The 23,097-nt window shown below is 45.6% G+C and carries 20 protein-coding genes, 1 pseudogene and 1 riboswitch; of the genes and pseudogenes, 12 read left to right on the top strand and 9 right to left on the bottom strand.

All coding sequences use genetic code 11. From position 1 onward, the window contains the following. Positions 1 to 14 precede the first annotated feature (14 nt). The 3 genes from H9L11_RS18015 (at position 15) to H9L11_RS18005 (ending at position 2,730) form a co-directional block, all read left to right on the top strand. Entirely contained in the window at positions 15 to 701 is a 687-nt protein-coding gene (locus H9L11_RS18015; RefSeq protein ID WP_017634413.1) for a potassium channel family protein, read from the top strand. Continuing rightward, positions 694 to 1,842: an AI-2E family transporter gene (locus H9L11_RS18010; protein WP_017820553.1), complete on the top strand. Its 1,149-nt coding sequence runs from the start codon at positions 694 to 696 to the stop codon at positions 1,840 to 1,842. The genes H9L11_RS18015 and H9L11_RS18010 overlap by 8 nt, the downstream gene beginning before the upstream one ends. A gap of 216 nt (positions 1,843 to 2,058) precedes the next feature. Continuing rightward, complete coding sequence (locus H9L11_RS18005; RefSeq protein WP_017634411.1) at positions 2,059 to 2,730, top strand: DUF2057 domain-containing protein; 672 nt, start codon at positions 2,059 to 2,061, stop codon at positions 2,728 to 2,730. A gap of 59 nt (positions 2,731 to 2,789) precedes the next feature. Here the strand turns inward: H9L11_RS18005 and H9L11_RS18000 are convergent, their stop codons facing one another. Together H9L11_RS18000 and H9L11_RS17995 are read right to left on the bottom strand one after the other, a co-directional pair. Continuing rightward, complete coding sequence (locus tag H9L11_RS18000) at positions 2,790 to 3,236, bottom strand: RDD family protein (protein WP_005374936.1); 447 nt, start codon at positions 3,234 to 3,236, stop codon at positions 2,790 to 2,792. 180 nt (positions 3,237 to 3,416) lie between these two features. Beyond that, positions 3,417 to 4,181, bottom strand: a complete 765-nt coding sequence (locus H9L11_RS17995) for a ferredoxin--NADP reductase (protein ID WP_017820554.1) — start codon at positions 4,179 to 4,181, stop codon at positions 3,417 to 3,419. A 210-nt stretch (positions 4,182 to 4,391) separates the two neighbouring features. On the opposite strand from H9L11_RS17995, the gene H9L11_RS17990 reads away from it, so the two are divergent. Beyond that, complete coding sequence (locus H9L11_RS17990; RefSeq protein ID WP_005374933.1) at positions 4,392 to 4,844, top strand: thioesterase family protein; 453 nt, start codon at positions 4,392 to 4,394, stop codon at positions 4,842 to 4,844. Positions 4,845 to 5,815: 971 nt separating this feature from the next. On the opposite strand, the gene H9L11_RS17985 is transcribed toward H9L11_RS17990, so the two are convergent. Beyond that, positions 5,816 to 6,034, bottom strand: coding sequence for a VF530 family protein (locus tag H9L11_RS17985; RefSeq protein ID WP_005374929.1), 219 nt, complete (start codon positions 6,032 to 6,034; stop codon positions 5,816 to 5,818). 132 nt (positions 6,035 to 6,166) lie between these two features. On the opposite strand from H9L11_RS17985, the gene H9L11_RS17980 reads away from it, so the two are divergent. After that, a complete protein-coding gene (locus tag H9L11_RS17980; protein WP_005374928.1) occupies positions 6,167 to 7,090 on the top strand; it encodes a LysR family transcriptional regulator in 924 nt (307 codons plus the stop codon). On the opposite strand, the gene H9L11_RS17975 is transcribed toward H9L11_RS17980, so the two are convergent. Then, positions 7,087 to 7,377: a putative quinol monooxygenase gene (locus tag H9L11_RS17975; protein ID WP_054574890.1), complete on the bottom strand. Its 291-nt coding sequence runs from the start codon at positions 7,375 to 7,377 to the stop codon at positions 7,087 to 7,089. The genes H9L11_RS17980 and H9L11_RS17975 overlap by 4 nt on opposite strands. A 69-nt stretch (positions 7,378 to 7,446) precedes the next feature. Continuing rightward, positions 7,447 to 8,100, bottom strand: coding sequence for an oxygen-insensitive NAD(P)H-dependent nitroreductase NfsB (locus H9L11_RS17970; protein WP_054574889.1), 654 nt, complete (start codon positions 8,098 to 8,100; stop codon positions 7,447 to 7,449). Between the two features lie 167 nt (positions 8,101 to 8,267). Here H9L11_RS17970 and H9L11_RS17965 point away from each other — a divergent pair, with 167 nt between their 5' ends. Both H9L11_RS17965 and H9L11_RS17960 read left to right on the top strand, forming a co-directional pair. Beyond that, the gene (locus H9L11_RS17965; RefSeq protein ID WP_205391347.1) at positions 8,268 to 9,731 is read left to right on the top strand and encodes an AraC family transcriptional regulator; all 1,464 of its coding nucleotides are present in this window, start codon (positions 8,268 to 8,270) and stop codon (positions 9,729 to 9,731) included. Between the two features lie 129 nt (positions 9,732 to 9,860). Further along, positions 9,861 to 12,518: an alpha-amylase family glycosyl hydrolase gene (locus H9L11_RS17960; RefSeq protein WP_205391346.1), complete on the top strand. Its 2,658-nt coding sequence runs from the start codon at positions 9,861 to 9,863 to the stop codon at positions 12,516 to 12,518. Positions 12,519 to 12,602: 84 nt separating this feature from the next. On the opposite strand, the gene H9L11_RS17955 is transcribed toward H9L11_RS17960, so the two are convergent. After that, positions 12,603 to 13,760: a D-alanyl-D-alanine carboxypeptidase family protein gene (locus H9L11_RS17955; RefSeq protein WP_024701007.1), complete on the bottom strand. Its 1,158-nt coding sequence runs from the start codon at positions 13,758 to 13,760 to the stop codon at positions 12,603 to 12,605. Between the two features lie 210 nt (positions 13,761 to 13,970). Here H9L11_RS17955 and H9L11_RS17950 point away from each other — a divergent pair, with 210 nt between their 5' ends. Together H9L11_RS17950 and H9L11_RS17945 are read left to right on the top strand one after the other, a co-directional pair. Continuing rightward, positions 13,971 to 15,266, top strand: a complete 1,296-nt coding sequence (locus tag H9L11_RS17950; protein ID WP_033906678.1) for an alpha/beta fold hydrolase — start codon at positions 13,971 to 13,973, stop codon at positions 15,264 to 15,266. A 464-nt stretch (positions 15,267 to 15,730) separates the two neighbouring features. After that, positions 15,731 to 16,711, top strand: a complete 981-nt coding sequence (locus H9L11_RS17945) for a rhodanese-related sulfurtransferase (protein WP_017634441.1) — start codon at positions 15,731 to 15,733, stop codon at positions 16,709 to 16,711. A 55-nt stretch (positions 16,712 to 16,766) separates the two neighbouring features. Here H9L11_RS17945 and H9L11_RS17940 read toward each other — a convergent pair. Beyond that, positions 16,767 to 17,051, bottom strand: a pseudogene (locus H9L11_RS17940) (DUF6482 family protein); the annotation flags it as partial. Positions 17,052 to 17,159: 108 nt separating this feature from the next. Here H9L11_RS17940 and H9L11_RS17935 point away from each other — a divergent pair. From H9L11_RS17935 to gbpA, 3 genes are all read left to right on the top strand, one after another. Next, entirely contained in the window at positions 17,160 to 18,641 is a 1,482-nt protein-coding gene (locus H9L11_RS17935) for a deoxyribodipyrimidine photo-lyase (protein WP_033906676.1), read from the top strand. Between the two features lie 80 nt (positions 18,642 to 18,721). Next, on the top strand, positions 18,722 to 19,222 hold the full coding sequence (locus H9L11_RS17930) for a fasciclin domain-containing protein (RefSeq protein ID WP_005384595.1): 501 nt from the start codon (positions 18,722 to 18,724) through the stop codon (positions 19,220 to 19,222). A 274-nt stretch (positions 19,223 to 19,496) separates the two neighbouring features. Beyond that, positions 19,497 to 19,597: riboswitch (cyclic di-GMP riboswitch) on the top strand. Positions 19,598 to 19,695: 98 nt separating this feature from the next. After that, the gene (gene gbpA / locus H9L11_RS17925) at positions 19,696 to 21,159 is read left to right on the top strand and encodes an N-acetylglucosamine-binding protein GbpA (RefSeq protein ID WP_033906674.1); all 1,464 of its coding nucleotides are present in this window, start codon (positions 19,696 to 19,698) and stop codon (positions 21,157 to 21,159) included. Positions 21,160 to 21,212: 53 nt separating this feature from the next. On the opposite strand, the gene H9L11_RS17920 is transcribed toward gbpA, so the two are convergent. Together H9L11_RS17920 and H9L11_RS17915 are read right to left on the bottom strand one after the other, a co-directional pair. Next, a complete protein-coding gene (locus H9L11_RS17920; protein ID WP_033906673.1) occupies positions 21,213 to 22,085 on the bottom strand; it encodes a patatin family protein in 873 nt (290 codons plus the stop codon). A 190-nt stretch (positions 22,086 to 22,275) separates the two neighbouring features. Further along, the gene (locus tag H9L11_RS17915; RefSeq protein WP_005374889.1) at positions 22,276 to 22,917 is read right to left on the bottom strand and encodes a MarC family protein; all 642 of its coding nucleotides are present in this window, start codon (positions 22,915 to 22,917) and stop codon (positions 22,276 to 22,278) included. Between the last annotated feature and the right edge of the window lie 180 nt (positions 22,918 to 23,097).

The following is a 23,097-nucleotide window of genomic DNA, read 5'->3' as shown; positions in this document are numbered from 1 at the left end:
AAGTGAGAAGAGCCATGGTCATTGGTAAAAACCTCAAAAACATTAATGAAGAAAACAACTTCTTCTATCTAACCTTAGCGCTAGTGATTTTGTTGCTAGGGAGTGCGATGGCACAAGTAGTAGGTGAAGGGACGATTGAACACATACTTCAGGCTTTCACGGTTCTGACGTTTATCGTCTGTTTTGCGAGCCTTCGCTTTGACAAAACCTGGTCTCGTTTCCTCTACAGCCTGTTTGGTGTTTGGGTTCTTGTGATTGTGATCAAGACCGTTTTCGACATCAGAGAGATGAATGTGGTGATGCTTGCCCTCACCTTTGCGTTCTTTTTCGGCACTTTTAAATCCATCGCAAGACAGATTCTTTTCACCGGCCATGTCAACAGCAACAAAGTCATTGGCTCGGTAGCGCTTTTCTTGCTGCTTGGTCTGATGTGGGCGATTGCCTACCTCATTCTGCTTGAGTTTTCGCCTGAAGCCTTTACCGGTATGGAAGCGATTTCTTGGGGGCAGAACTTCTCCAATGCAGCGTATTTCAGTTTCGTTACCTTAACCACGCTCGGTTATGGCGACATTAGTCCTCTAACACCACTGGCTCAAGTCGTGGTGTATTTAGAGGCCATCACAGGTGTTTTTTATATGGCGATTGTTGTTTCAAGTCTCGTCAGTTCTAACATTGATCATCAGGTAAACAAAAATGGATAAACAATCGGTAAAAATCGACAGTAAGCTTTTCATCAGTAATATGGTGGAATCAGCAATACGCATTGGCTTGATCTTTGTCTTGCTGATGTTTACGTACGACATCATCAAACCCTTCATACTTCCGGTTATTTGGGGCGCTATTATAGCCGTCGCTTTAATGCCGCTTACCCAAAAATTGCAGCGTGTATATGGTGGTCGCAGAGGCCTGGCAGCCACAACCATTGCTTTACTTGGTATTGCCCTCCTTGTCACGCCACTTGTTATGGTATCAGGCTCCATTGTGGATGGTGCAACGCACGCGCTTGAAGTACTACAAAATGGACAAGTGAAAATACCAGGGCCAAAAGCTTCCGTAGCGGATTGGCCTATCGTGGGTGATAAGCTCTACGAAGTGTGGACCCTATTCGCTACTAATCTTGAACAAGCTATTCAAACCTTTATGCCACAAATAAAGGCAGGGCTCACATCTTTACTGGGTACACTTGGGGGCGTATTGGGAAGTTTACTGCTTTCAATCTTGTCACTTGCGATTGCAGCAGGTTTCATGACGTACTCTGAATCTGCGGCATCAGGCCTAAGAACCATCGCGATTCGAACCGCAGGTGAAAACGCAAAAAGCTGGACCACGCTTATCGCAGCGACAATTAAAAGCGTACTGCTTGGCGTAGTCGGTGTAGCGGCGATTCAAGCACTGTTGATCGGTGCTGGTTTCTTCGTATTTGGCGTTCCGGCAGCAGGTTTACTCACACTGCTTCTAATGATTTTATGTATCGCTCAGCTCCCGGCGTTGCTCGCTGTGCTACCTGTGATTGGCTTCATGTACATGACCCAAGACACCTCAACAGCAACCATGTTTACTGTTTGGGTCGTAGTTGCGGCTCTTTCTGAAAACCTGTTCAAACCAATGTTAATGGGACGTGGCGTCGACGTGCCAATGCCTGTGATTCTGCTCGGTGCCATCGGTGGTATGCTTTTCTACGGCATCGTTGGTCTGTTCTTAGGTGCCGTTATCCTAGCAATTTGGTATGAGTTATTTGTTTGGTGGTTAAGCATTGAGAAAGCACAACAGCAAGAAGAAATGGCAGAACAACAAGACGCTTCTAATGACCAATCAGAACCTGGACACGGTGCAGGCATATAATAAATCAATAAGTTAGAAATAAATTTAATCTATAACTTATGATATCAAACCGCTGCATTTCAGCGGTTTGATTCTATTTGGATCACAGTTTCGTCGTAATAAATGCGATAAAAATGACGTTCTTGTTAAATTTTCATACTTATTACACTTGGGAGTTGCAATCGGGCAATGAACGATGCACTCTCGATGACCACTAATTTGCTTAGGATAAAAACAATGAAATTGATCAAGCCTTTAACTTGTGCGCTTGCTCTCGCAATGAGTGGCATGGCATTCGCAGATGTAACCGTGAGTGTTCCTGACAACGTTTCAGTATTAGCGGCTAACGGTGAAAAAGCAGATCTTTCGGGTGGTTTTTTCGCCTCTGAAAGAACACTGACGTTACCTGATGGCCTTAACCAAGTCGTATTTCGTTTCGCCCCTTACTTCAACCAAGGTAATGACCGTTTAAGTGTTGAAAGCGATGTTATCGTTACACGATTTGACGCGACCAATGCCGAACTCACTCTACAAATGCCAGAATACCGCAACCTACGTGATGCGGAAGAGAAGATCAAAGACTTAGATTGGAAACTGGTTGATGATTCTGGCAACGCAATCGCGGTTGACCAGGACAAGTTGCTCAAACCGGGTATGCAAATCGGTCGTGATTACGTGCGTGAAATCGAAGATTATAACCAAGCTGGCGGTGCAGCAGCCGTGGCTTTTGCTGGCGCAGCAACCATGCAGCCAGTCACGCTTCCTGCAAAGGTTCCTGCGGATATGAAGCAAGTGAGAGCAACTGCGGTTAAAGCGGATTCGACAGCTGAAGAGATGCTGCACTTCTGGTACCAAAAAGCAGACGCAGAAACCAAAGCTCGCTTTAAGAAATATGTTAATCAACAGTAAATCTGGTTAACTTTATCGATATTAAAAAAGCCACTTCACGTGGCTTTTTTGATCAAAAATTAGGAAGCTTGGACAACTTTAGTATTGGCGATCAAGTCATGCAACAATCGTCGCTCCGGATGAAAGAACAACAATGCCAAATTTACCAACGGGATCCCCGGAATGAGCATCTCCAGCAAGTAGCTAATAACAAGCCTTAACCCTGCTGTAACTTTCGTTGCCTTACTATCATTTTTCATTACAACTTTAATACCAATCATGCGCATACCAATGGTTTGCCCATGACTCAATGCATTCCAGTTGATCATTAAAACCGTTGGTAAAGAAAGCAAGTAAAACGCCTGAGTTTCACGAACAAGCGTGAGGTTATCTGCTAAAGAGAGCTGAAAGTCGTTAAGAAAAGAGTTAATACTCAATGCGATGATTAACACGACCACCATCGCAAAGAGCAGGTCGATAAAACCAGCAATGATTCTCTGTTGCTTGCTCGCGATAAAAGCATACATGGACTTCAGTCACCTCAATGTAATTGGTTAAGCGAGAATGACTGAGTGTACAGACGCGCAATGGTGAGCGCAGTTTAGGTATTGCCAACATAATATTCAACTAAGAACATACTAAATCGCGGTCGTATCTCAAAAGTAATCATTACATCTTGAGCATAACCGTATCAATTTAACAAAACGCTACCAGTAACGTTCGTAAATGATATTTCCCCCAGTTTGATGGCGATACTTTTCCAAGCCTAGCTCTTGTAAAACGGGCACGGTATCTTTGATCATTTGTGGATTCCCACACATCATGACAAAGCTACGCTGAGCTGAGAATGGCGCATCAGCGGCGTTGGACAGTAAACCCGATTCGATGAGTTCAGGAATTCGGCCTTGTAATTTACCATCAACCACTTCCCTGCTGACTATCGGTATATACTTTAATCTGCCTTCATATCGTTGCTGAAGCTGTTCAATTAGGTATTTATAAACCAGATCTTTTTCGAAACGAACGGCATGAACCAGCACAATGCGCTCATTGTGAGGCGGTAAGTTTATATCATCCAGCAGCGACAAAAACGGTCCAATCCCCGTACCTGTAGATAGCAGCCACAGGTCATGAGCCTGTTTAGGAATAGAATCATGGATTAAATCGCCATGTGCGGTGGTACCGACATAAATGCTATCACCAGATTTAAGCTTTTGGAGCCGTGGAGAAAGTTGTCCTTGAGGGTCGGCTACTATTAGAAACTCCAACCAATCGAATTGCTCGCTTGGCGCATTAACCACAGAGTAAGCGCGGCTGATCGGCTTACCTTCATCATCAAGCAAAGCAAGCTTGGTGAATTGGCCAGCTTTAAAGGAAAGAGGCGCGCCAGATATTCTCAAACTGAACAGCTCACCTGTCCAATCGATGCGTTTCTCAACTCTTGCGAGGTTGAAACCTTTGAGTTCAATCATGAGACACCTCCTATCTGGTTACTCTTAGTTAAACTTACGCCTTCAACTCGATTATGTAAAGTTTCTGGTTTACATAATCAAACCACTATTTCATTTCACATTTTAAAAACAATTTTATTACATATTAAATGATTACATCTAGAATAAATGCTCAAAGTGATAAGTCGCGTCGCAATTTGTGGCAAAGCAGATGAAAAAGGAGCAATAGAAATGGACACACTGTTAAAGGACTTTCCCGTTATCACAGAGATAAAAGTCGCATGGGGTGAAATGGATGCTCTGCAACACGTTAATAACGTGGTCTATTTTCGCTACTTCGAGACCGCACGTTTAGATTACTTCAACAAAATTAACCTGCTGGTCGACCTGCAGACCTCGCAAATTGGGCCAGTACTGAGCGAGACTCAATGCCGCTACAAATTGCCTGTTACTTACCCAGACACGCTATTAGTCGGTTCTCGCGTAATCGACATGCAAGAAGATCGCATCACGATGGAGTACCAAGTGCTGAGTAAGAAGTGGGGTAAAATTGCGACCATCGCGACCGCCACTGGTGTGATGTTTGATTTTAAGAACAACGTAAAAGCGGCGATTCCAGACCACGTTCGCCAGTCGATTTTAGATTTGGAAGGAACTGTGGGTAGCACGCATCATTTAGAGTAGCAAGAAATGAGAGATTAAAGGCGAGGTTCCCGACAGCGATTCTTCATCGCTGTCGGGAATAACGTATGGCTAATCTTCCAACCTACGCGATAAGAGAACTAGCGTCATTCTAGCGAGCCAAGGCGAGACTAAGAATCTACTTACCGCTTGCTGCAGGCCTATAGAGATATAAATAAACTCAATACAATCTGAGAGTAGATTCTGAATCACGCTCGTTCCTCGCGGTTCAGAATGACGGTTCGAGTTTGGCTCTGACCTCTACAAAACTATCTAAAAAAGTGATTCCAGACAAGCCTAAGTGACCATCCGGAATCTCGCTTTAGACGCATCAGCAGAGCGACTCTTCCAGCCTACGCGATAAGAAAAACTTCGTCATTCTAGCGAGCCATAGCAAGACTAAGAATCTACTTACCGCTTGCAGCAGACCATAAAGCCATGAATAAACTCAATACAATCTGAGGGTAGATTCTGAATCACGCTCGTTCCTCGCGGTTCAGAATGACGGTTCGAGTTTGGCTCTGACCTCTACAAAACCATCTAAAAAAGCGATTCCAGAAGAACCTAAGTGAGTCACTCGGAATCTCGCTTTAAACGTATCAGTAGAGCGACTCTTCCAGCCTACGCGATAAGAAAAGCTACGTCATTCTAGCGAGCCAAAGCGAGACTAAGAATCTACTTGCCGCTTGCTGCAGACCATAAAGCCATGAATAAACTCAATACAATCTGAAGGTAGATTCTGATTCACGCTCGTTCCTCGCGGTTCAGAATGACGGTTCGAGTTTGACTCTGACCTCTACAAAACCATCTAAAAAAGCGATTCCAGACAAGCCTAAGTGACCATCCGAAATCTCGCTTGAGACGCATCAGCAGCGCGACTCTTCCAGCCTACGCGATAAGAAAAGCTGCGTCATTCTAGCGAGCCATAGCGAGACTAAGAATCTGCTTGCCGCTTGCTGCAGACCATAGAGCGGTTAGCAGAATGTCTCGATGTACAGCGCTTCCACCTTATCTCTGGCCCATTGCGTTTTACGCAGGAACTTCAGCGACGATTTGATTGAAGGATCTTTCTTGAAACAGTTCACACGAACGCGCTCATACATGCCATTCCAACCAAAGTGTTCAACTAGTCGGGTGACGATTTTCTCTAAACTCAACCCGTGAAGTGGGTTATTCGGCTGCTGTTGGCTCATGCTATTGATCCGGTAAAGTGAAGTTGCGCGCTAATCTAACTCAAACTCGCCGTGCAACCTAATGTTTTAACCTTGAATTGGCCTACGACTCTCCCCTATAGTAGCCCAAACTTCTTAAAAGCCCTTTTCATTATGAAAGCCCTCAACGACCTCAATATTTTTGTCGAAACCGCGCGCCAAGGCAGCTTTTCAAAAGCCGCTAACAGTATGGACATGACACCTGCCGCCATTAGCGCATCGATTAAGCGTCTTGAAGGGCAAATCGGTTTCCCGTTGTTTGTGCGTTCCACCCGAAGCCTGCGTTTAACCTCAGAGGGCGAACTGTTTTTAGACAAAACCACGCAAGCGTTGGCAACATTGCAAGAGGGGTTGGATCAGATCTCAAGTGCGCGCGGGGAGTTGTCTGGTCAGCTGCACATTACTGCACCCTCCGATTTTGGTCGCAATATGTTGCTCGATTGGGTGGATGAGTTCATCGATCTCTACCCAAATGTTTCCATTAAACTAGAGCTGTCCGATAGCTTGACGGATATGTACACCAAGCCTGTCGATATTGCGATTCGCTACGGCGAGCCGGCCGACTCCAATCTGGTCGTATTGGCATTATGTGGGTCAAACGAACGGATATTATGTGCATCGCCAGAGTACGTAGCTACACATCCAGAACTCGCCTCTCCTGCCGATTTAACACAACACAACTGCTTGTGCTACATGGTCGCGGATTCGGTCTACAACAAATGGACGCTCACGCGTGGCAGCGAGAAAGAACAAATCGTGGTCAGCGGTAACTTGTTGAGCAACGACAGTGACTTGCCACACCGGTTAGCGATCAAAGGCAAAGGCATTGCGAATAAATCGTTGATGGACATTAGCCGAGACTTAATCGAAGGAAGATTGGTGCGAGTGTTACCAGAGTGGGATTGCGGCCCAGTGCCGCTCTACATGGTGTGCGCCGATCGTCGATTATTGACGCCAACGATTCGGACTTTCCGCGACTTTATCCAACAAAAATGCTGCCAGCAACGCGCCAACGTGCTGGCAACCTTCTGTCATTAGGCGATAAATCGAAGAGGACGAATCTGGGTATATTCAACCCAATCATTCTCTTCCAATGTTTCAAGAAACGTCGCCATATGCGGGCTTTGCAAATGCTTATCCAAGGCCTCTTGCGATGCCCAGATTTCTTGGAACATAAATAGGCCATCAACTTTTTCGTCGAGATACAACTCGTATTGGCAACAGCCTTCTTCTTTGCGAGTTGGCTCTAGTAAACCAGAAAGCAAATTCGCCACCTGACCCTTACGATCTGGATAGGCTTTAACTTCTGCAACTAAGTGGATCATCGTTTTATCACTCTTTTGCGATTTATATATTGATTACAGGGTTCTACGTCACCTGTAAGTAAGCTCGAATTAGATCTCGGTGAATACGGTTTCTGCGTCCCAGCGAGACTTTGGCGTTTTCGCGTTGAAGTCATCTTCCGCGTGGTAGCCAAGCGGCACGATCACAACACTGGTATAACCTTTTTCACGCAAGCCAAATTCTTCATCCAGCACTTTTGGATCAAACCCTTCAATTGGTACTGCATCGATTTCTAGCGTCGAAGCACCCAACAGCAACGTACCCACGTTGAGGTAAACTTGTTTCTCCATCCAATGGTTTGCATCTTTCAGATCAAAACAGTGCATGTTCACAAAGTAGCTACGACCACCGCGCACAGCCGCTTTCGCTTCTTCGGTTGGGAATCGGCCATCTTTTTCTTCTTGCGCCATTAGCGCTTCAATGTAGTCGTTATCAATGCCTGTTTTTGCACAAAACACCAATACGTGAGATGCGTTGAGAATCTTCGCCGCGTTAAACGCGTAATTCTCTTGCGCCGCTTTAGCGATGCGCTGCTTGCCTTCTTCTGTGCTTGCCAGAATGAAATGCCAAGGCTGGGAGTTCACACTCGATGGACTAAAACGAATCAGCTCTTTAACTGCGTCGATTTTTTCTTGAGGTAGCTTGCGCGTTGGGTCAAACACTTTCGTTGAGTAACGAGATTTTGCAGCTTGTACGATATCCATGAGGTTCTCCAATTAATGAATTTAAGCTGTGTAACAGCATAACCTCATGAGATAAAGGGAAAAACCGATTTCGATTAAAAACATTTTCAAAATAAATTTGAAAATAAAACGATAAGAAAGGCTTTGAGCGTTCTCACTGAACTTCTTCATCTTTTCAGCAATAATGCATGTTTGCTCGCAACCAAACTCAACTCATGCTGCCTCAAGATAACGTTATTACATCCTTTCTGTGCAAAAAGCTCGGTCACAATCACCTTCGAATTGCCGGCGAATATTGGCACATTGAGAAGTTGGTGGCCTTGCAATGCATGATGTTGAAAGAAGCGCCTAACCTCCAAGAAGGGCTGCTTTGGTGGAGTAAAAGTGTCTCATTATTCGACCGCCGTTTGTACGTCACATTGCAACATGGTGATGCCCAAATCCATCTGCAAGTCGAATGTAGAACGGCCGATATGCCAAATTGGGCGGAGTCGGTGTTTGGCTTGCTCAAAATGCAGTTGGAAATGCTTGAGCTAAGCGAATCAATACAGGTACAAGTTCACGCCAACAATCCACTCGCGGCCGATATTTTTCTAGAGGAAACGCAAGATTCTAAAACGAGTTCAAACGTGTTTGACTTGGTGAAACATGTTTATTTGCTGCTTTCTCACCAGCCAATTGAACAACCAGAATTACTGAGTGTTTTGAACGCCTTGTTCATCAAAAACAGCAATTACGCGCTCAAGTTAGAGCAAGCGGCAAGGCAACTGGGCGTCTCCAAACGCACCTTGCAACGTCGACTGCAAGAAAAGCAAATGAGCTACTCTCAATGCATTGATTTCGCTAAAAGAAATCAAGCACTCACTTTGCTTGCCGACACCCAACTCACAACGCAGCAAATCGCCTATCAACTTGGTTATGAAGAACCATCGAACTTTCACCGCACTTTTCGTCGTTGGTATCCGTTTTCGCCAATGCAATATCGCCAGCAGTGCTTGGATAACCGCACTCATCTCAATAACCAGCCCATCCGCTTGTACTACGCCAAAGCCAATACCTTCGACGATAACCATATCGACCAACCTGTCGGCAAAATCTGGATGGAAGTGGACAATATTGCGTTTGAGAAAGTGGTCTCGGTAGAATGCCGTGACCGTGATGGCGCATGGCGGCGCTACCCCGCTTTCTTCGAGCGTTTTTTAAGTCATGGCACCGAACTATGGGCAACGACCGAACTTCCGGTAGCGCACCCCCTTACCTTTCGCCTTTGTTATGAAGTCGATGGGGAACGTTACATTGAGAATAACCACCAGCGTGACTATGTGGTTTCTAAGGGGCTTTTAATTGGCGCAACGGAATACATTGTCCCGACTCGGCAGCTTATTAATATCGGGGCGCAATACACGCTCTTTATCGAACTGGCATGCCGACTTGAAAACGTTGCGAGGATTGACTGTTACGTCGATGATGACCCCACACCTCACGCAATGCGCTTGACCCAACACTCGCTACATTATGCTTGTTGGGTGCTGCAATTATCGCTCACTCAAACTGCAAAGCAGTGCCGTTTCCGCCTTTATGATGAATCCGACAACGAGCTCGCGAAAGAGCATTACCCGATACAATATCCTATTGTGCAACCGCTCAATTAAAACTGTCGGTCAGATCAAAACCATCACTTCGTGACATCATTTCACGTCTTTTTTGGCGTAAAATGACACTCTCAATTTCAAACCTTTGCTTTATCGTTTCTGCATTGCTGCATAACGGAGGCAAAAACTGTGTTTGAAACTCTACCTAGCCCAATGAATAAAATAAAAATACTTCCTTTCGCGATCGCTCTTGCCCTTTCTGGCTGTGGAAGCGACGAAACCACACCAGTCGATACAGGCAGCCACGTGGCATCTCCTGATTGGCAAGATCAAATCATTTACTTCCTGATGATCGACCGTTTTAACGACGGCGACAGCGCTCTCAATGATCAAGAGCAAAACGAATTCGATCCGACGTCGGATAAAAAATTCAGTGGTGGTGACCTTGTTGGTGTCAGCGACAAACTGGGCTACATCGAAGACCTAGGCGCTACTTCTATCTGGATTACACCGCCAGTGGCAAACCAATGGTGGGACGCAGAACAAAACTACGGCGGCTACCACGGCTACTGGGCGCGTGACTTCCAAAAAGTGGATGAGCACTTTGGTGACATGGAAAGCTACCAAGCGTTAGCGCGAGAAGTGCACGCTCGTAACATGTTCTTGATTCAAGACATCGTGACCAACCATGTTGGTAACTTCTTCACTTACGATGCCCCATACAATTACGATCCTAGCCTTCCTTGCCAAGGTTTCCGTTTGATAAAAAATGCACTACCTGCCGGGCAAGAGCTGCCGTACCCACTCAACATGAATGAGTGTAAAACAGACGGCACAGGCAGCTACCACTGGACGCCAAGCATCACCGACCATAACGACCCAGTACAAGAAAAAACCTGGCAACTCTCTGATTTGGATGACCTTAATACGTCCGATCCTGAAGTACGCGCTTATCTAAAAGAGAGCTACCGAAAATGGATTCGCGAAGTCGGCGTCGACGGATTCCGTATCGATACCGTGAAGTTTGTTGAACACGATTTCTGGAACGACTTCCTACACGCCAACGATGGTGTGATGACGCAAGCGGTTGATACCGGTCGTGACAACTTCCTCACTTTTGGTGAAGTATTCGAAACATCTACGCCATACAACACCGAAGGCGAAGATAAGATGCTGACTTACATCGGTGAAAGTGGCTCACCGAAACAGCTAACCTCGGTACTGAACTTCCCATTGCAAGCGACCATGACGCGCGTATTTGCATCAGGACAACCGACCGACTATTTACGTTTCCGTCTTGAGAAAATGATGGAGATGTTCCCGAATCCATACATCATGCCGAACTTCATTGATAATCACGACATGCCGCGCTTTCTGTCGCAAGGTAGCGTGAATGACATGAAGCAAGCACTGATCACCATGATGAGCGTGCCGGGTATTCCTGTGATTTACCAAGGTACTGAACAGGCAATGTCAGCAGCGCGCGATGCGATGTTTGCTGGCGGTTACCGTGAAGATGGCGACTACGTAGACTCATTCGACCAAAACAGTGAGATGTACTTGTTTATTCAAGAACTTGCCAAGCTACGCACTGAAAACAAAGTCATGACACGCGGCGAAATGAAAGTGATTGGCAGCGATAAAGCGGGCGCGGGCGTCTTCGCCTTTACCCGAACGTTGGATAACGACGAAGTCTTGGTTGTGATGAACACATCCAACTCGCCGATGTTGATGAACCAACTCGATGTAGAGCAAGCGGGCGGTACCGTCTTCAAACAGCAAATCATGTCGAACTGGGCAGACGCTCCAGAACAGTTAGTCGCAGATGAAAATGGTCACGTAACCCTTGAGTTGCCAGCCAAGTCAGCAGTGATTTACTCAAAAACAAGCAGCAACCAATCTGTAAATACCCCAGACCTCAACATCCAACTGGCGCAGGATTGGGAAGGAAAAACCATCACTGGTGATATTGTTATCGCGGGTAGTGCGAACGCCAACGAGAAGTTGAACCTCGTCGTCGATGGTAACTTGGAAACAGCGCAAGCCATTACTGTAGGCGCTGATGGCCAGTTTAGCGTCACGCTGTCGACTCGTCACTTTGCGATTGGCGAACAGCAACACCGCTTCGCGATTTATTCTACTGAGAAAAAAGCTGGCATTGAAGATGTTAACTTTGTGTCGGACTTAAGCTGGTCGAACACGCCAGACGACACTATTGATGACGCGGGTGATGCGCAAGATGGCATGGGCGGTCCTAACGGTAACTATTCGCTACCAACGGATCCAACATTCGATAAAAACAATAGCCAGCTCGCGATCAACAAAGCAGAAGTGTTTACCGTTGGCAGTAACGTACGTTTGACCTTCACCATGGACAAGATCACCGACACTTGGTTACCACCAAACGGCTTCGACCACGTGGGTTTCACCATCTTTATTGATTTACCGGAAGAAGCCGCAACCAACTTGTCTGAGCTACCGAAGGTCAACGCTTCTATGCCAAGCGGAACCTGGAGTCGCAATGCGGTTGTTTTTGGCTGGCAAAGCTCTATTTACAACACCAAAGGAGCAAATGCGACGACATGGGGAGAAGCCGTAACGCCAGCACCAACAGTGACAGTAGACAAAGCCAACAACACCATTTCAATGGACTTTGCTAGCGATGCACTAGGCCGCCCAGATTCGCTCGATGGTATCCGTTTCTATGTCACGACTTGGGACCTAGACGGTCTTTCAGCAACTTACCGTCCGCTAGAACAAGACAAAGGCCCTTGGAACTTCTCCGGTGGCGCATCGGATGAAAGTAAGATTTGGGACGATTTACCAATCATCACCTTGTCGGAATAAACCGTTAAATAAAACACCGCCCAGCGTTTAGCTGGGCGGCCATCAACAAAAAAATGCAGAAAGACACTTCTGCTCGTTTTTATTCTAGTTAAAGAACGATTTCACCCACAGCACCAGACTGTCCCAAAGCTGAGCGAACCACGAGCCCTCTTCTACCGCTTGGCTGCTGACCAAGGGATAACTCGCCACGGTACTGTCATCGCTTTTCCAAACGACCTTACCAATCTCATCTCCTTGCGCGATCGGCGCAATCAACGGTTCATTTAACACCACACTCTTATCAAGCCCAGCCGTCATTGAACGAGGCAGAGTGAGATAGGCATCTTTAGCAAAGATCGCCTCAACTTGATTGGTATTTCCCTTCCAAACGCGAACTTTAGACTCAACTTGGCCTTGCTTAGCAACTTGCTTGGTGTCATAAAAACGAAAACCATAGCTGAGTAGATTCTTCGATTGGCTGATCCGAGCCTGTTTACTTGGCGTGCCCATCACCACCGAGATAAGGCGCATTCTTCCTTCTTTGGCCGAACTCACCAAGCTGTATCCCGCATTGCTGGTGTAGCCGGTTTTGCCCCCGTCGACATCAATGGAATTGTCCCACAGCAATTTATTGCGGTTGTACTGTGTAATGTCGTTCCACTTGAAGACTTTCTCACTGTATAGCGCATACACATCAGGAACATCGCTGATGATCGACTGCATGAGTTTTGCCATATCGGTTGGTGAGGTTTGGATGCCATCACTATCAAGACCATGGGAGTTCACAAAATAGGTGTCTTGCAGTCCTAATTTCTCCGCCCAACCATTCATCAAGGCGACAAAGCCGCGTTCACTGCCTGCAACATGCTCAGCCAGTGCAACACACGCATCATTTCCTGATTGGATGATCACGCCGCGCATTAAGTTCGCAACACTAATTTCATCTTTCGGTTTGATGAACATTTTAGAAGAACCGGGAAACTTGGCCGACCACGCGTTTTCGCTCACGGTGACAACATCATCCCATTTCAAACGCCCCGCTTTGATTTCTTGTCCAACTACATAAGCGGTCATCAACTTGGTTAAACTCGCCGGAGCAAGGCCTGCTCGCCCGTTATGCTCGGCAATAATGGCACCGGATTGAAAGTCCATTAATACGTAACCTTTTGCCTGTAACTGAGGTGGGTTGGGCGTAACAACGGCAAAAGTAGGTACGCTTATTAAACAAGTCACAATTGTCCATCGAGCCAGTGACACTTTCATCCGACTTCCTCCATGCTCTTACTTTGTCGCAACTCTATTGAGCATAGCTCACTCAACCAGTTGCACCAGTCGCTAATCGTTTCATTTTCTTGAACTTACATTGATTTGACCAAGGTATAGAACTGAAGAGGCGATTGGGAAATAGCATTGGTTCTTCATGCCATTCGCAGTAAAGTAGCGCTACCCCTCAATAAGGAAATAAAGATAACAATGAACGCTCAATCATTTATCGACGCAGGATTGCATTACACTCCCCACAGTTTTACCGTTCCTCTGGATTACCAAGACGCGAGCAAAGGCACCATTGAAGTCTTCGCCCGTGCGGTTTGCCTAGTTGGCGATGAAGAATCGACCAAACCTTGGTTGGTTTACTTTCAGGGCGGACCTGGCTTTCCCTCTCCGCGTCAAAACGGCAATAACGGCTGGGTAAAACGCGCGCTGCAAGAGTACCGAGTTTTGCTCCTCGACCAGCGCGGTACGGGCAATAGTTCGGTGATTAATCATCAGACTCTGGCTCATTTCACACCGCAGCAACAAGCAGACTACTTAAGCCACTTCCGCGCAGACAACATTGTTCGTGATGCGGAATACATTCGTGAGCAATTTGGCGTCGAAAAATGGGCGATCTTAGGTCAAAGCTTTGGTGGTTTTTGCTCCCTCACCTATTTGTCTTTGTTCCCAGACAGCTTGCTACAAAGCTACATCACAGGTGGCGTGCCATCAGTCTCGCGTCATGCCGACGATGTGTATGAAGCCACTTTCAAACGCACCATGGAGAAAAACCAAGCGTTCTTCCAACAATTTCCCAATGCACAGCAACTTTGCCAAAACATTGCGAATCACTTGCTAGAAAATGAAGAGTACCTACCAAATGGTCAACGCTTCACGGTGGAACAATTTCAACAAATCGGCATCAACTTTGGTGTGAGTGATACTTTCTTACCAACTTACTATTGGCTAGAAAGCGCGTTGATTGAAGTGAACGGCAAACCACAACTTCGTTATGAGTTCTTAAACGATATGTTGGCGCAGCAAAACTTCCAAACCAACCCGATCTACGCCATTTTGCATGAATCGATTTACTGTCAAAGCTTCGCGTCGAATTGGAGTGCGCACCGCGTTCGCCAAACCCGATCAGAGTTTAATTATGAATCTGGCAAGCCATTTTACTTTACGGGGGAAATGGTCTTCCCATGGATGTTCGACCAATACGTTAACCTCAAGCCACTAAAAGACGCCGCAGAAATATTAGCCGCGAAAGAAGATTGGGCTGCGCTGTACGATCAAACACAACTGGCTCAAAACAAAGTGCCTGTCAGTTGCGCCGTTTACGCCGATGATATGTTTGTTGAAATGGATATCAGTCGAGAGACGCTCGCGTTAATACCAAATTCAAAAGCGTGGATCACCAATGAGTACGAGCACAACGGTTTACGTGCCGACGGTGAACGTATTCTCGATAGGCTCATAGCCATGGGTAAACAGACCGCAGCTACGTTGAAATAAGCACGGCAGACGTTAGAAAAACGCCTTTTCAGTATGTGGTGAAAAGGCGTTTTATAGCGGTTTATGAACAATGGCGATCAGTCATTCACTCTTTGTCCCTAAACCTTTATCCCTCACCACCTCATGTATAAAACTGCGACATGTCCTTTCCTTGTCAATGACTCCGGTGATTATTTGGTGCTTCTTGCGCCTAACTTTTTTGAAGGGCCTAAAACAGAATAACAGCATAAATCTAAACCAAAAGTATCGGCTCCAACCTACCTAACCCACTATAATTAATGCTTATAATTTGAACACATAGCGGCTTCACCTGCGGACATGCTCCTCCTATCAAAGACCGCCAGGCCCCGCCTACTCATAATATCCGTATAATTTGTCCGTATTTCCGACTAGTTTAGTCAGGTATACTTCGTGCCGCTAAAATTTTAAGGTCGTTGACCACCTGTATTTTTAAAGGAAACCTCATTAGTCAGTATGTAGTTTGTGCGCTGTACAAGTTTGTTGAGCTGAATAACTATCAAGAGCTACGCGAGCCATTACTTGCGTTGATGGAAAAACACCATATTCGCGGAACATTACTACTGGCAAGTGAAGGTATCAACGGTACTGTTGCATCTGATCGTGCAGGTATTGATACGCTACTGGAGTGGCTAAACAACGAACCTCGTTTGACTGGCACCGTATACAAAGAGTCGTATTCTGAGACCCAGCCATTCAATCGCACCAAAGTGAAATTGAAAAAAGAGATCGTAACATTAGGTGTTGAAGGTATAGACCCTCGCCACGTAGTGGGTACTTACGTGAAACCTCAAGAGTGGAACGATCTTATTGCTGATCCTGAAGTGTTTGTTGTCGATACACGTAATGATTACGAAATCGAGATCGGGACATTCAAAGGCGCTGTAAACCCAAATACTGAAACCTTTCGTGAATTCCCAGACTATGTAAAAGAAAACATGGACCCGGCAAAACACAAGAAAGTTGCGATGTTCTGTACCGGTGGTATCCGCTGCGAAAAATCAACGGCTTACATGAAAGAACAGGGCTTTGATGAGGTCTACCACTTAGAAGGCGGCATTCTTAAATATCTTGAAGAAGTTCCTCAAGAAGAGAGCATGTGGGAAGGCGATTGTTACGTATTTGACGGGCGTGTTGCAGTGAACCACCAGCTAGAAAAAGCAGATTACGATTTATGTAACGCTTGTCGTCTACCGATCACTGAAGAAGACAAACAGTCAGAATTGTTCGAGCAAGGCGTGAGCTGTCCAAAATGTCACGGCACACACTCAGAAGAACAAATTGCTCGATTCCGCGAGCGTGAAAAACAAATTGTTCTTGCAGAGCAGCGAGGCGAGCAGCATGTTGGTGGTGAAAGTGCCAAGCAAAGAGAAGCCCGACGTGCCGCTAAGTACGCGCAAAAAGAAGCGCAGCGTAAACAAGACTAAGCCCAACTCTCCTTATATTTAGCGAGCTGCCGTAAGGTGGCTCGCTTTTACTACGCACCAATACCTCTAGTTTATTGTCTCTTTTGCCTTCGGGTAGCCCCACCATTTCATCATAAGCACTTTGATGCACTAAAACCTGCTTATTTGCCTTGATATTCCTGCACTTCTTTTGCATCTCGATCAGGGAATGAGCCCTCAAAAAGATACCGTTGTCATCAGTGATAAATTGCGCTTCTCCATCAATCACGACAGATGCCTGGTACAATGCGAGATCAAGCGAATGAATGACCAATTTGTCTACATAGAAGTATTTTTGTAACTTACTCAATGGTATTGCCATGTGTCACCTCCCTAAAAGTTACCTCTACGTTTTGTGGAATAAAACCGATCATTGGATGAGATTTCTTCGGTTTACTTGCGTACAACATCGGAAACAAAGAGGATTCCGATGCAAACAATCAATGTCGTGTGGTTAAAACGAGATTTAAGGCTGACTGACCATCAACCACTAACTCAAGCATTATCAACAAAGCACCCAACTGTGCTTTTGTATATTGTTGAACCATTGCTATTGAACAACCCACACTATTCTGAGCGCCACTGGCGATTTGTTTGGCAATCACTGCAAGACATGGATGAGACGCTCAAAGCGTATGGGCATCGAATCACGGTGCTGTATGACGATGCCTTAGCATGTTTCCAATCAATTCAAGCGCAATATCAAATCAACGCTGTTTTTTCTCACCAAGAAATAGGACTCAACTGCACCTTTGAGCGCGACAAACAAGTTGCCGCTTGGCTGTATGAGCAGAACATCGACTGGTTTGAGTTCGAACACGGTGCTGTTATCAGAGGTGCAAAAAACCGGCAAGGTTGGGACAAACATTGGGACTCTGTCATGAGAGCCTCAATAAGCCCTATTGAGCTCCAAACCGACTTATTGCATTCATTGGATGCAGAAACTCTCGGCTGTTCGTTTTCGCCACCATCATCCTGGCTATCAAAATGCAAAGGAATGCAAACGGGAGGAAGCCGGCTCGCTTGGAAAACACTAGAGGACTTTTTTCATCGTCGAGGTCGTGATTACTATCGAAGCATTTCTAGTCCCACTGCCTCACGTACAGCCTGTACTCGCCTTTCTCCATACCTCGCTTGGGGTAACATATCCTTGCGTGAAGTTTATCAATACCTTTTGAAACACTGGCAAGTGGCTGGGTTTCGTCGCAGCTTAATTGCATTGTCTTCACGGCTTCATTGGCACTGTCACTTCATCCAAAAATTCGAATCGGAATACGACATGGAGTTTTACTGCGTTAATCGGGCTTACGAACCATTGATTAAACAAAGTAGTACTTTCGATGAAGAAAAGTTAGCAGCATGGAAATCCGGGCATACTGGCGTACCTTTGATTGATGCCTGCATGCGCTGTTTGCACCACACTGGTTACATTAACTTTCGCATGCGTGCCATGCTGGTTAGCTTTCTTACTCACCACATGAACATGAATTGGCGAGTAGGTGTAACGCATTTAGCGCAACTGTTTCTCGACTTTGAGCCCGGAATTCATTACCCACAATTCCAAATGCAAGCAGGAGTAACCGGGACTAACACAATCCGTATTTATAATCCGATCAAGCAAGCCCAAGAACATGATCCTGACGGCACGTTCATCTACAAGTGGGTACCTGAATTGCAAATGGTTCCTCCCCCTCTTTTATTCGAGCCTTGGACAATGACCCAGATGGAAGCTGTCATGTATCAGTTGCAGCCAGATAGCCGTTACCTTGCACCTATTATCACACCAGACAACGCAGCTAAGGCAGCAAGAGAGCGCTTATGGACGTGGCGGAAACGAGCCGATGTGAAACAAGAAGGCAGACGAATTCTTGCGCGACATGTTAGACCCTCAAAAGAAAGTAGGACGCGATGATCATCTCTCAATCACAATGCGTACAAATGCAAACACACTCCAGGGAACCCGTTGTACCCTCAACTAGTAAGGAACACATTATGTTCAAACGTATCTTAGTTATCGCGGCGACACTGATGGCAACGTTATCTTTTATGCTTCCCGTCAAGGCTCATGAGCATGGCATGATGAAAGCCGATATTGTCGACGTTGCCGCTGAAAACGGCTCTTTCAATACGCTTGTTGCTGCGGTAAAAGCAGCGGGCTTGGTTGACACTCTCAAAGGGGAAGGCCCATTTACTGTTTTTGCACCAACGGATGACGCTTTTGCAAAACTGCCAGACGGCACAGTCGACATGCTCTTAATGCCGGAAAACAAAGACAAGTTAGTATCTGTTTTGACTTATCACGTCGTCCCAGGGAAAGTGATGGCTGCCGATGTTGTTAAGCTAGACAAAGCGACTACGGTTCAGGGGCAAGATGTGATGATTAAAACCATGGGCGATAAAGTCATGGTTAACGATGCAAATGTCATTGCAACCGATGTGAAAGCTAAAAACGGTGTCATTCACGTGATTGATACTGTGATCATGCCGAAATAACACCATTCAAAGGGCGGTACACTCCGCCCTTTAGACAGAACTTCTTCCACCCTTAGCACGATTCCTCTCCACTTATCCCCAACAAACCCCCACTCATTCACGATGACTATAAAAAAAAGATAAAGACAAAATTAAAATCAATATCTTGCAAGACAACACTGCACAATATTGACGAGGTTAAGATATCGTTATCTTTCAATTTGAGAACAGGATTCCATGTCAGTGACGTTTACTTTTCCACATGTAAATTCTTAAGCTAAATTTTGGCTGCTCAATCACATTTCGGCAAACCATTCGAAAGGGTGGGACGCAAAGCTTCCGGTCTGTCAGCATTTAAAAATCTAAAAGAATGCTCATGATAGCGGGGTTACCATGACGCAGTGTTACAGAAGTCCAATTTCTGTAGCGTTGCTTTATGCTCAGCATGCGCCGGGGTGTGACACTAGTTTGTCAGCCATAACAGAGGACATGTGATGAAATCATTTCCAACCAAATCCGTACTCGCGTTAGCACTTGCAAGCATTAGCTCAGGTGCTGCGGCTCACGGTTATGTATCAGAAACCAATGGTGGTGTCGCTGCAAGTCGCTCGGCACTATGTAAGTATCCAACGCCAGATACTAACGAAAAAAATAATAACTGCGGTGCGATTCAATATGAACCGCAAAGCGTTGAAGGCCCTGATGGCTTTCCCGAAACAGGGCCTCGCGATGGTAAAATAGCGAGTGCCGAAACCGCTTTAGCAGCTGCCCTTGATGAGCAAACTGCCGACCGTTGGGTAAAACGCACTATTCAAGCAGGTACACAAACTTTTGAATGGACATTTACCGCTAACCACGTGACGCGCGACTGGAAATATTACATCACCAAGCCTGATTGGAACCCAAACGCTTCACTATCACGAGACTCTTTTGATCTAACTCCTTTCTGTGTCGTCGACGGCAATATGGTTCAACCCCCGAAACAGGTAAGCCATCAATGTAATGTGCCTACTCGCGAGGGATACCATGTCATCCTGGCAGTATGGGATGTTGGCGACACTGCAGCCTCATTTTATAACGTGATCGATGTGAAATTTGATGGTGACAGTCCCGTTATTCCAGATTGGAAGCAAGGCGGTCAAATTATTCCTACAATGGATTTAAATATTGGGGATTCGGTTTATACGCGCGTATTTGATCAAGCAGGTGAAAACATAGCGTATAGAACTGAACTAGAAATTACCGATGCAGCAATGGGCCAAGCGAAAAACTGGTCTTACGCACTCGCGACTAAGCTAAACCAAGAACAAGCAAAACTGCAAGCCGGGCAGTATGCAGAGGATAAATTCACTCCTGTTTATGGTACTAATCCGGTGTATCTGCAAGCAAATAGCGGCCTTGAGCGAGTAGAGATCGGCTATAACATTGAAACTCCTGTTCCAGAATACTCACTCACAGTAGATGGCTTAGCAGACGAATATATCATTGAGTCAACACCGACAACGTTGGATCTGACACTAACTGCTGAAGGCGATTTAAATGCAGAACTCACCGTTTACAATCACCATCGCGAACCACTTGCAAGTTGGGCAAACGAAATGAAAGACGGCTCGGTAGAGGCGATATCGCTCGCTTTAAGTAAATCGGAGCCGGGTCACCATATGCTCGTAACACGTATTAAGGATAAAGATGGCAACTTGGTGGATCAGCAAACACTCGACTTTCACTTAAAAGAAGAGTCAGTTACTCCACCACCATCTGATGAGTACGATTTTGTCTTCCCTGAAGGACTATCTAGCTACACGGCGGGCACAAAAGTGCTTGCCAGCGACGGGGGCATTTATCAATGTAAACCTTTCCCATACTCTGGTTACTGTATGCAGTGGAAAGAAAGCGCAAATCATTACGAGCCTGGAATAGGTTCACACTGGGAGATGGCTTGGGATAAAGTCAACTAAATCACCCTTTGAACGTTAAGTAAAAAGAGCCTCACGATGAGGCTCTTTTATAATCAAACGCAAAAATGACAGCTTTCCCGGTCTAAACCATGAACACCAGATAAACTAGTGAGATGCGCTCGCCCCTCAATCAGTCCCATTTCATACCCTTCTAGTAAAACGGATTGTCGCATTGATAAGCGCTGAACATGAAAATTATCTGGTGGGGCAATTACCCTAACATGTGTTCCTGGTGGAGGGTTACGAATAAACTCTAATGATTGATTATAGTTATCTGCACGTCTTAACATCGCATCCGCCATTTTGGGGTGCTCCGCAAAAAGTTTCTTCATCAGCCATGTGGTCTTAACTGGCTTTTTGGCATAATTCAGCGGGTGAGAGAGTACTACGGTTATGTCGCGAGCCCCTCGACGATAAGCTTCACGCACTGGGATAGAGTCCGCGACCCCACCATCGGTATAACAACCACCAGAAAAACAAGGGGTATGCTTGTAGGCAATCGGTAATGCTGTTGTCGCTTCAATCGCATGGTGAAAATTATCAGGTGTCACGCGATAGTAATCTGCCTGCCCTGTATCTACATTTGTTGTCGCTGCGAGAAAAGGAACGCCATTAAACAGTTTATTTTCATCGACGGGATACAAGCGATTAGATTCTTCAAACAACCACTTCACATCGATGAGGTCTCCACCTTTAACGAAGCGAGTCGGGTCAAAAAAGCGTTTGCTTGTGGCCAGCTTAGTAATGACGTTAATACTGCGATGCGGGTAGTCGGTCAAATACCCAATCAAATTTGATGCACCAGCAGATACACCGATTGCAAAATCAAACGGTTTATAACTCTGCTCTAAAAACGCATCTAACACTCCGCTTGCGAAGACGCCTCGCATCGCGCCACCTTCTACTACAATTGCTTTTGTTGCCATATTTCCCCCATTCTCCTTGCCAAAAGAGTAATGAAATTCGTGCAATCACAACAATTGAATATTCTTATTATTGAAATAGGTGAAGTCTATTTATTTCTCTCTTAGAAAATGAAAACTAAAGTTCAAAAAATCCGTACCCGTTAGAAATGTAATTGCGGGCTTAACCAAGGTGGCAAGGTCTAAGAGAAATCTAGGAGAAAACCGTTTTATAGGCTTCGCCCGCGCCATCAATGAACATTTGAGTACCAATAACCGCTAGAATTAAGCCCATCATTTTAGTCACAACATTTAGAGCACTTGGTCCAACCGCTTTGACCAATTTGTCTCCAAATAAAAACAGTACATAGGTGATCACACAGAGGACAGCGAAAGAAACGATAGTAATAATGGTTTGATCGAAACCACCCGCTGTCGCAAAGTTCATCGCGGTAGCAATCGTTCCAGGCCCAGCTAATATTGGCATCGCCAGTGGAGACACTGCAATACTCAATGCCGCCCGTTGCTGAGCTGGTGAATACGCCTTCTCTTTGGTTTTCTGATGCGTCGAATCACCTTGAAGCATGTTAAAACCTATCAAAAACACCAAAATACCGCCTGTTATTCGCAATGCATAAAGCGTGATACCAAACAAATCAAAAATTAACTTACCGGCAATAGAAAATATCGCGATGATAATAAATGCAATAAAAACCGAGCGGAGCGCAATGGAACGGATGGTTTCTTTATCTTCATCAGCAGTTAAACTCAAAAAGATGGGAATATTGGCGATAGGGTTCATGATGGCAAAGAAGCCCATAAACACCGTAACTGTATGAACAATGAGTTCTTTCATATATTCCACTGCATTTAAATTATTGATTCTAAAAACAGTATATACGCTCTCAAACAGAACGAGTGGTGTAATCTCGAATCGTCTTCACACTTATGCGCCAAGCATTGTTTTTCTTTTGAGATAGTTTACCGACTCATCAAATGTCGCTAAGGTGAGTCTTCAGCCTTTAACGTAACAGGG

This window comes from Vibrio sp. sp1, from assembly GCF_016920955.1.
Lineage (GTDB): Bacteria > Pseudomonadota > Gammaproteobacteria > Enterobacterales > Vibrionaceae > Vibrio > Vibrio alginolyticus.
This window is presented reverse-complemented; position numbering and strand designations above follow the sequence as displayed.

Bases quoted from the DNA above. Each gene is read 5' to 3' on its own strand.
- H9L11_RS18015 (WP_017634413.1), top strand. From the start codon at position 15: ATGGTCATTGGTAAAAACCTCAAAAACATTAATGAAGAAAACAACTTC.
- H9L11_RS18010 (WP_017820553.1), top strand. From the start codon at position 694: ATGGATAAACAATCGGTAAAAATCGACAGTAAGCTTTTCATCAGTAAT.
- H9L11_RS18005 (WP_017634411.1), top strand. From the start codon at position 2,059: ATGAAATTGATCAAGCCTTTAACTTGTGCGCTTGCTCTCGCAATGAGT.
- H9L11_RS18000 (WP_005374936.1), bottom strand. From the start codon at position 3,236: ATGTATGCTTTTATCGCGAGCAAGCAACAGAGAATCATTGCTGGTTTT.
- H9L11_RS17995 (WP_017820554.1), bottom strand. From the start codon at position 4,181: ATGATTGAACTCAAAGGTTTCAACCTCGCAAGAGTTGAGAAACGCATC.
- H9L11_RS17990 (WP_005374933.1), top strand. From the start codon at position 4,392: ATGGACACACTGTTAAAGGACTTTCCCGTTATCACAGAGATAAAAGTC.
- H9L11_RS17985 (WP_005374929.1), bottom strand. From the start codon at position 6,034: ATGAGCCAACAGCAGCCGAATAACCCACTTCACGGGTTGAGTTTAGAG.
- H9L11_RS17980 (WP_005374928.1), top strand. From the start codon at position 6,167: ATGAAAGCCCTCAACGACCTCAATATTTTTGTCGAAACCGCGCGCCAA.
- H9L11_RS17975 (WP_054574890.1), bottom strand. From the start codon at position 7,377: ATGATCCACTTAGTTGCAGAAGTTAAAGCCTATCCAGATCGTAAGGGT.
- H9L11_RS17970 (WP_054574889.1), bottom strand. From the start codon at position 8,100: ATGGATATCGTACAAGCTGCAAAATCTCGTTACTCAACGAAAGTGTTT.
- H9L11_RS17965 (WP_205391347.1), top strand. From the start codon at position 8,268: ATGTTTGCTCGCAACCAAACTCAACTCATGCTGCCTCAAGATAACGTT.
- H9L11_RS17955 (WP_024701007.1), bottom strand. From the start codon at position 13,760: ATGAAAGTGTCACTGGCTCGATGGACAATTGTGACTTGTTTAATAAGC.
- H9L11_RS17950 (WP_033906678.1), top strand. From the start codon at position 13,971: ATGAACGCTCAATCATTTATCGACGCAGGATTGCATTACACTCCCCAC.
- H9L11_RS17935 (WP_033906676.1), top strand. From the start codon at position 17,160: ATGCAAACAATCAATGTCGTGTGGTTAAAACGAGATTTAAGGCTGACT.
- H9L11_RS17930 (WP_005384595.1), top strand. From the start codon at position 18,722: ATGTTCAAACGTATCTTAGTTATCGCGGCGACACTGATGGCAACGTTA.
- gbpA (WP_033906674.1), top strand. From the start codon at position 19,696: ATGAAATCATTTCCAACCAAATCCGTACTCGCGTTAGCACTTGCAAGC.
- H9L11_RS17920 (WP_033906673.1), bottom strand. From the start codon at position 22,085: ATGGCAACAAAAGCAATTGTAGTAGAAGGTGGCGCGATGCGAGGCGTC.
- H9L11_RS17915 (WP_005374889.1), bottom strand. From the start codon at position 22,917: ATGAAAGAACTCATTGTTCATACAGTTACGGTGTTTATGGGCTTCTTT.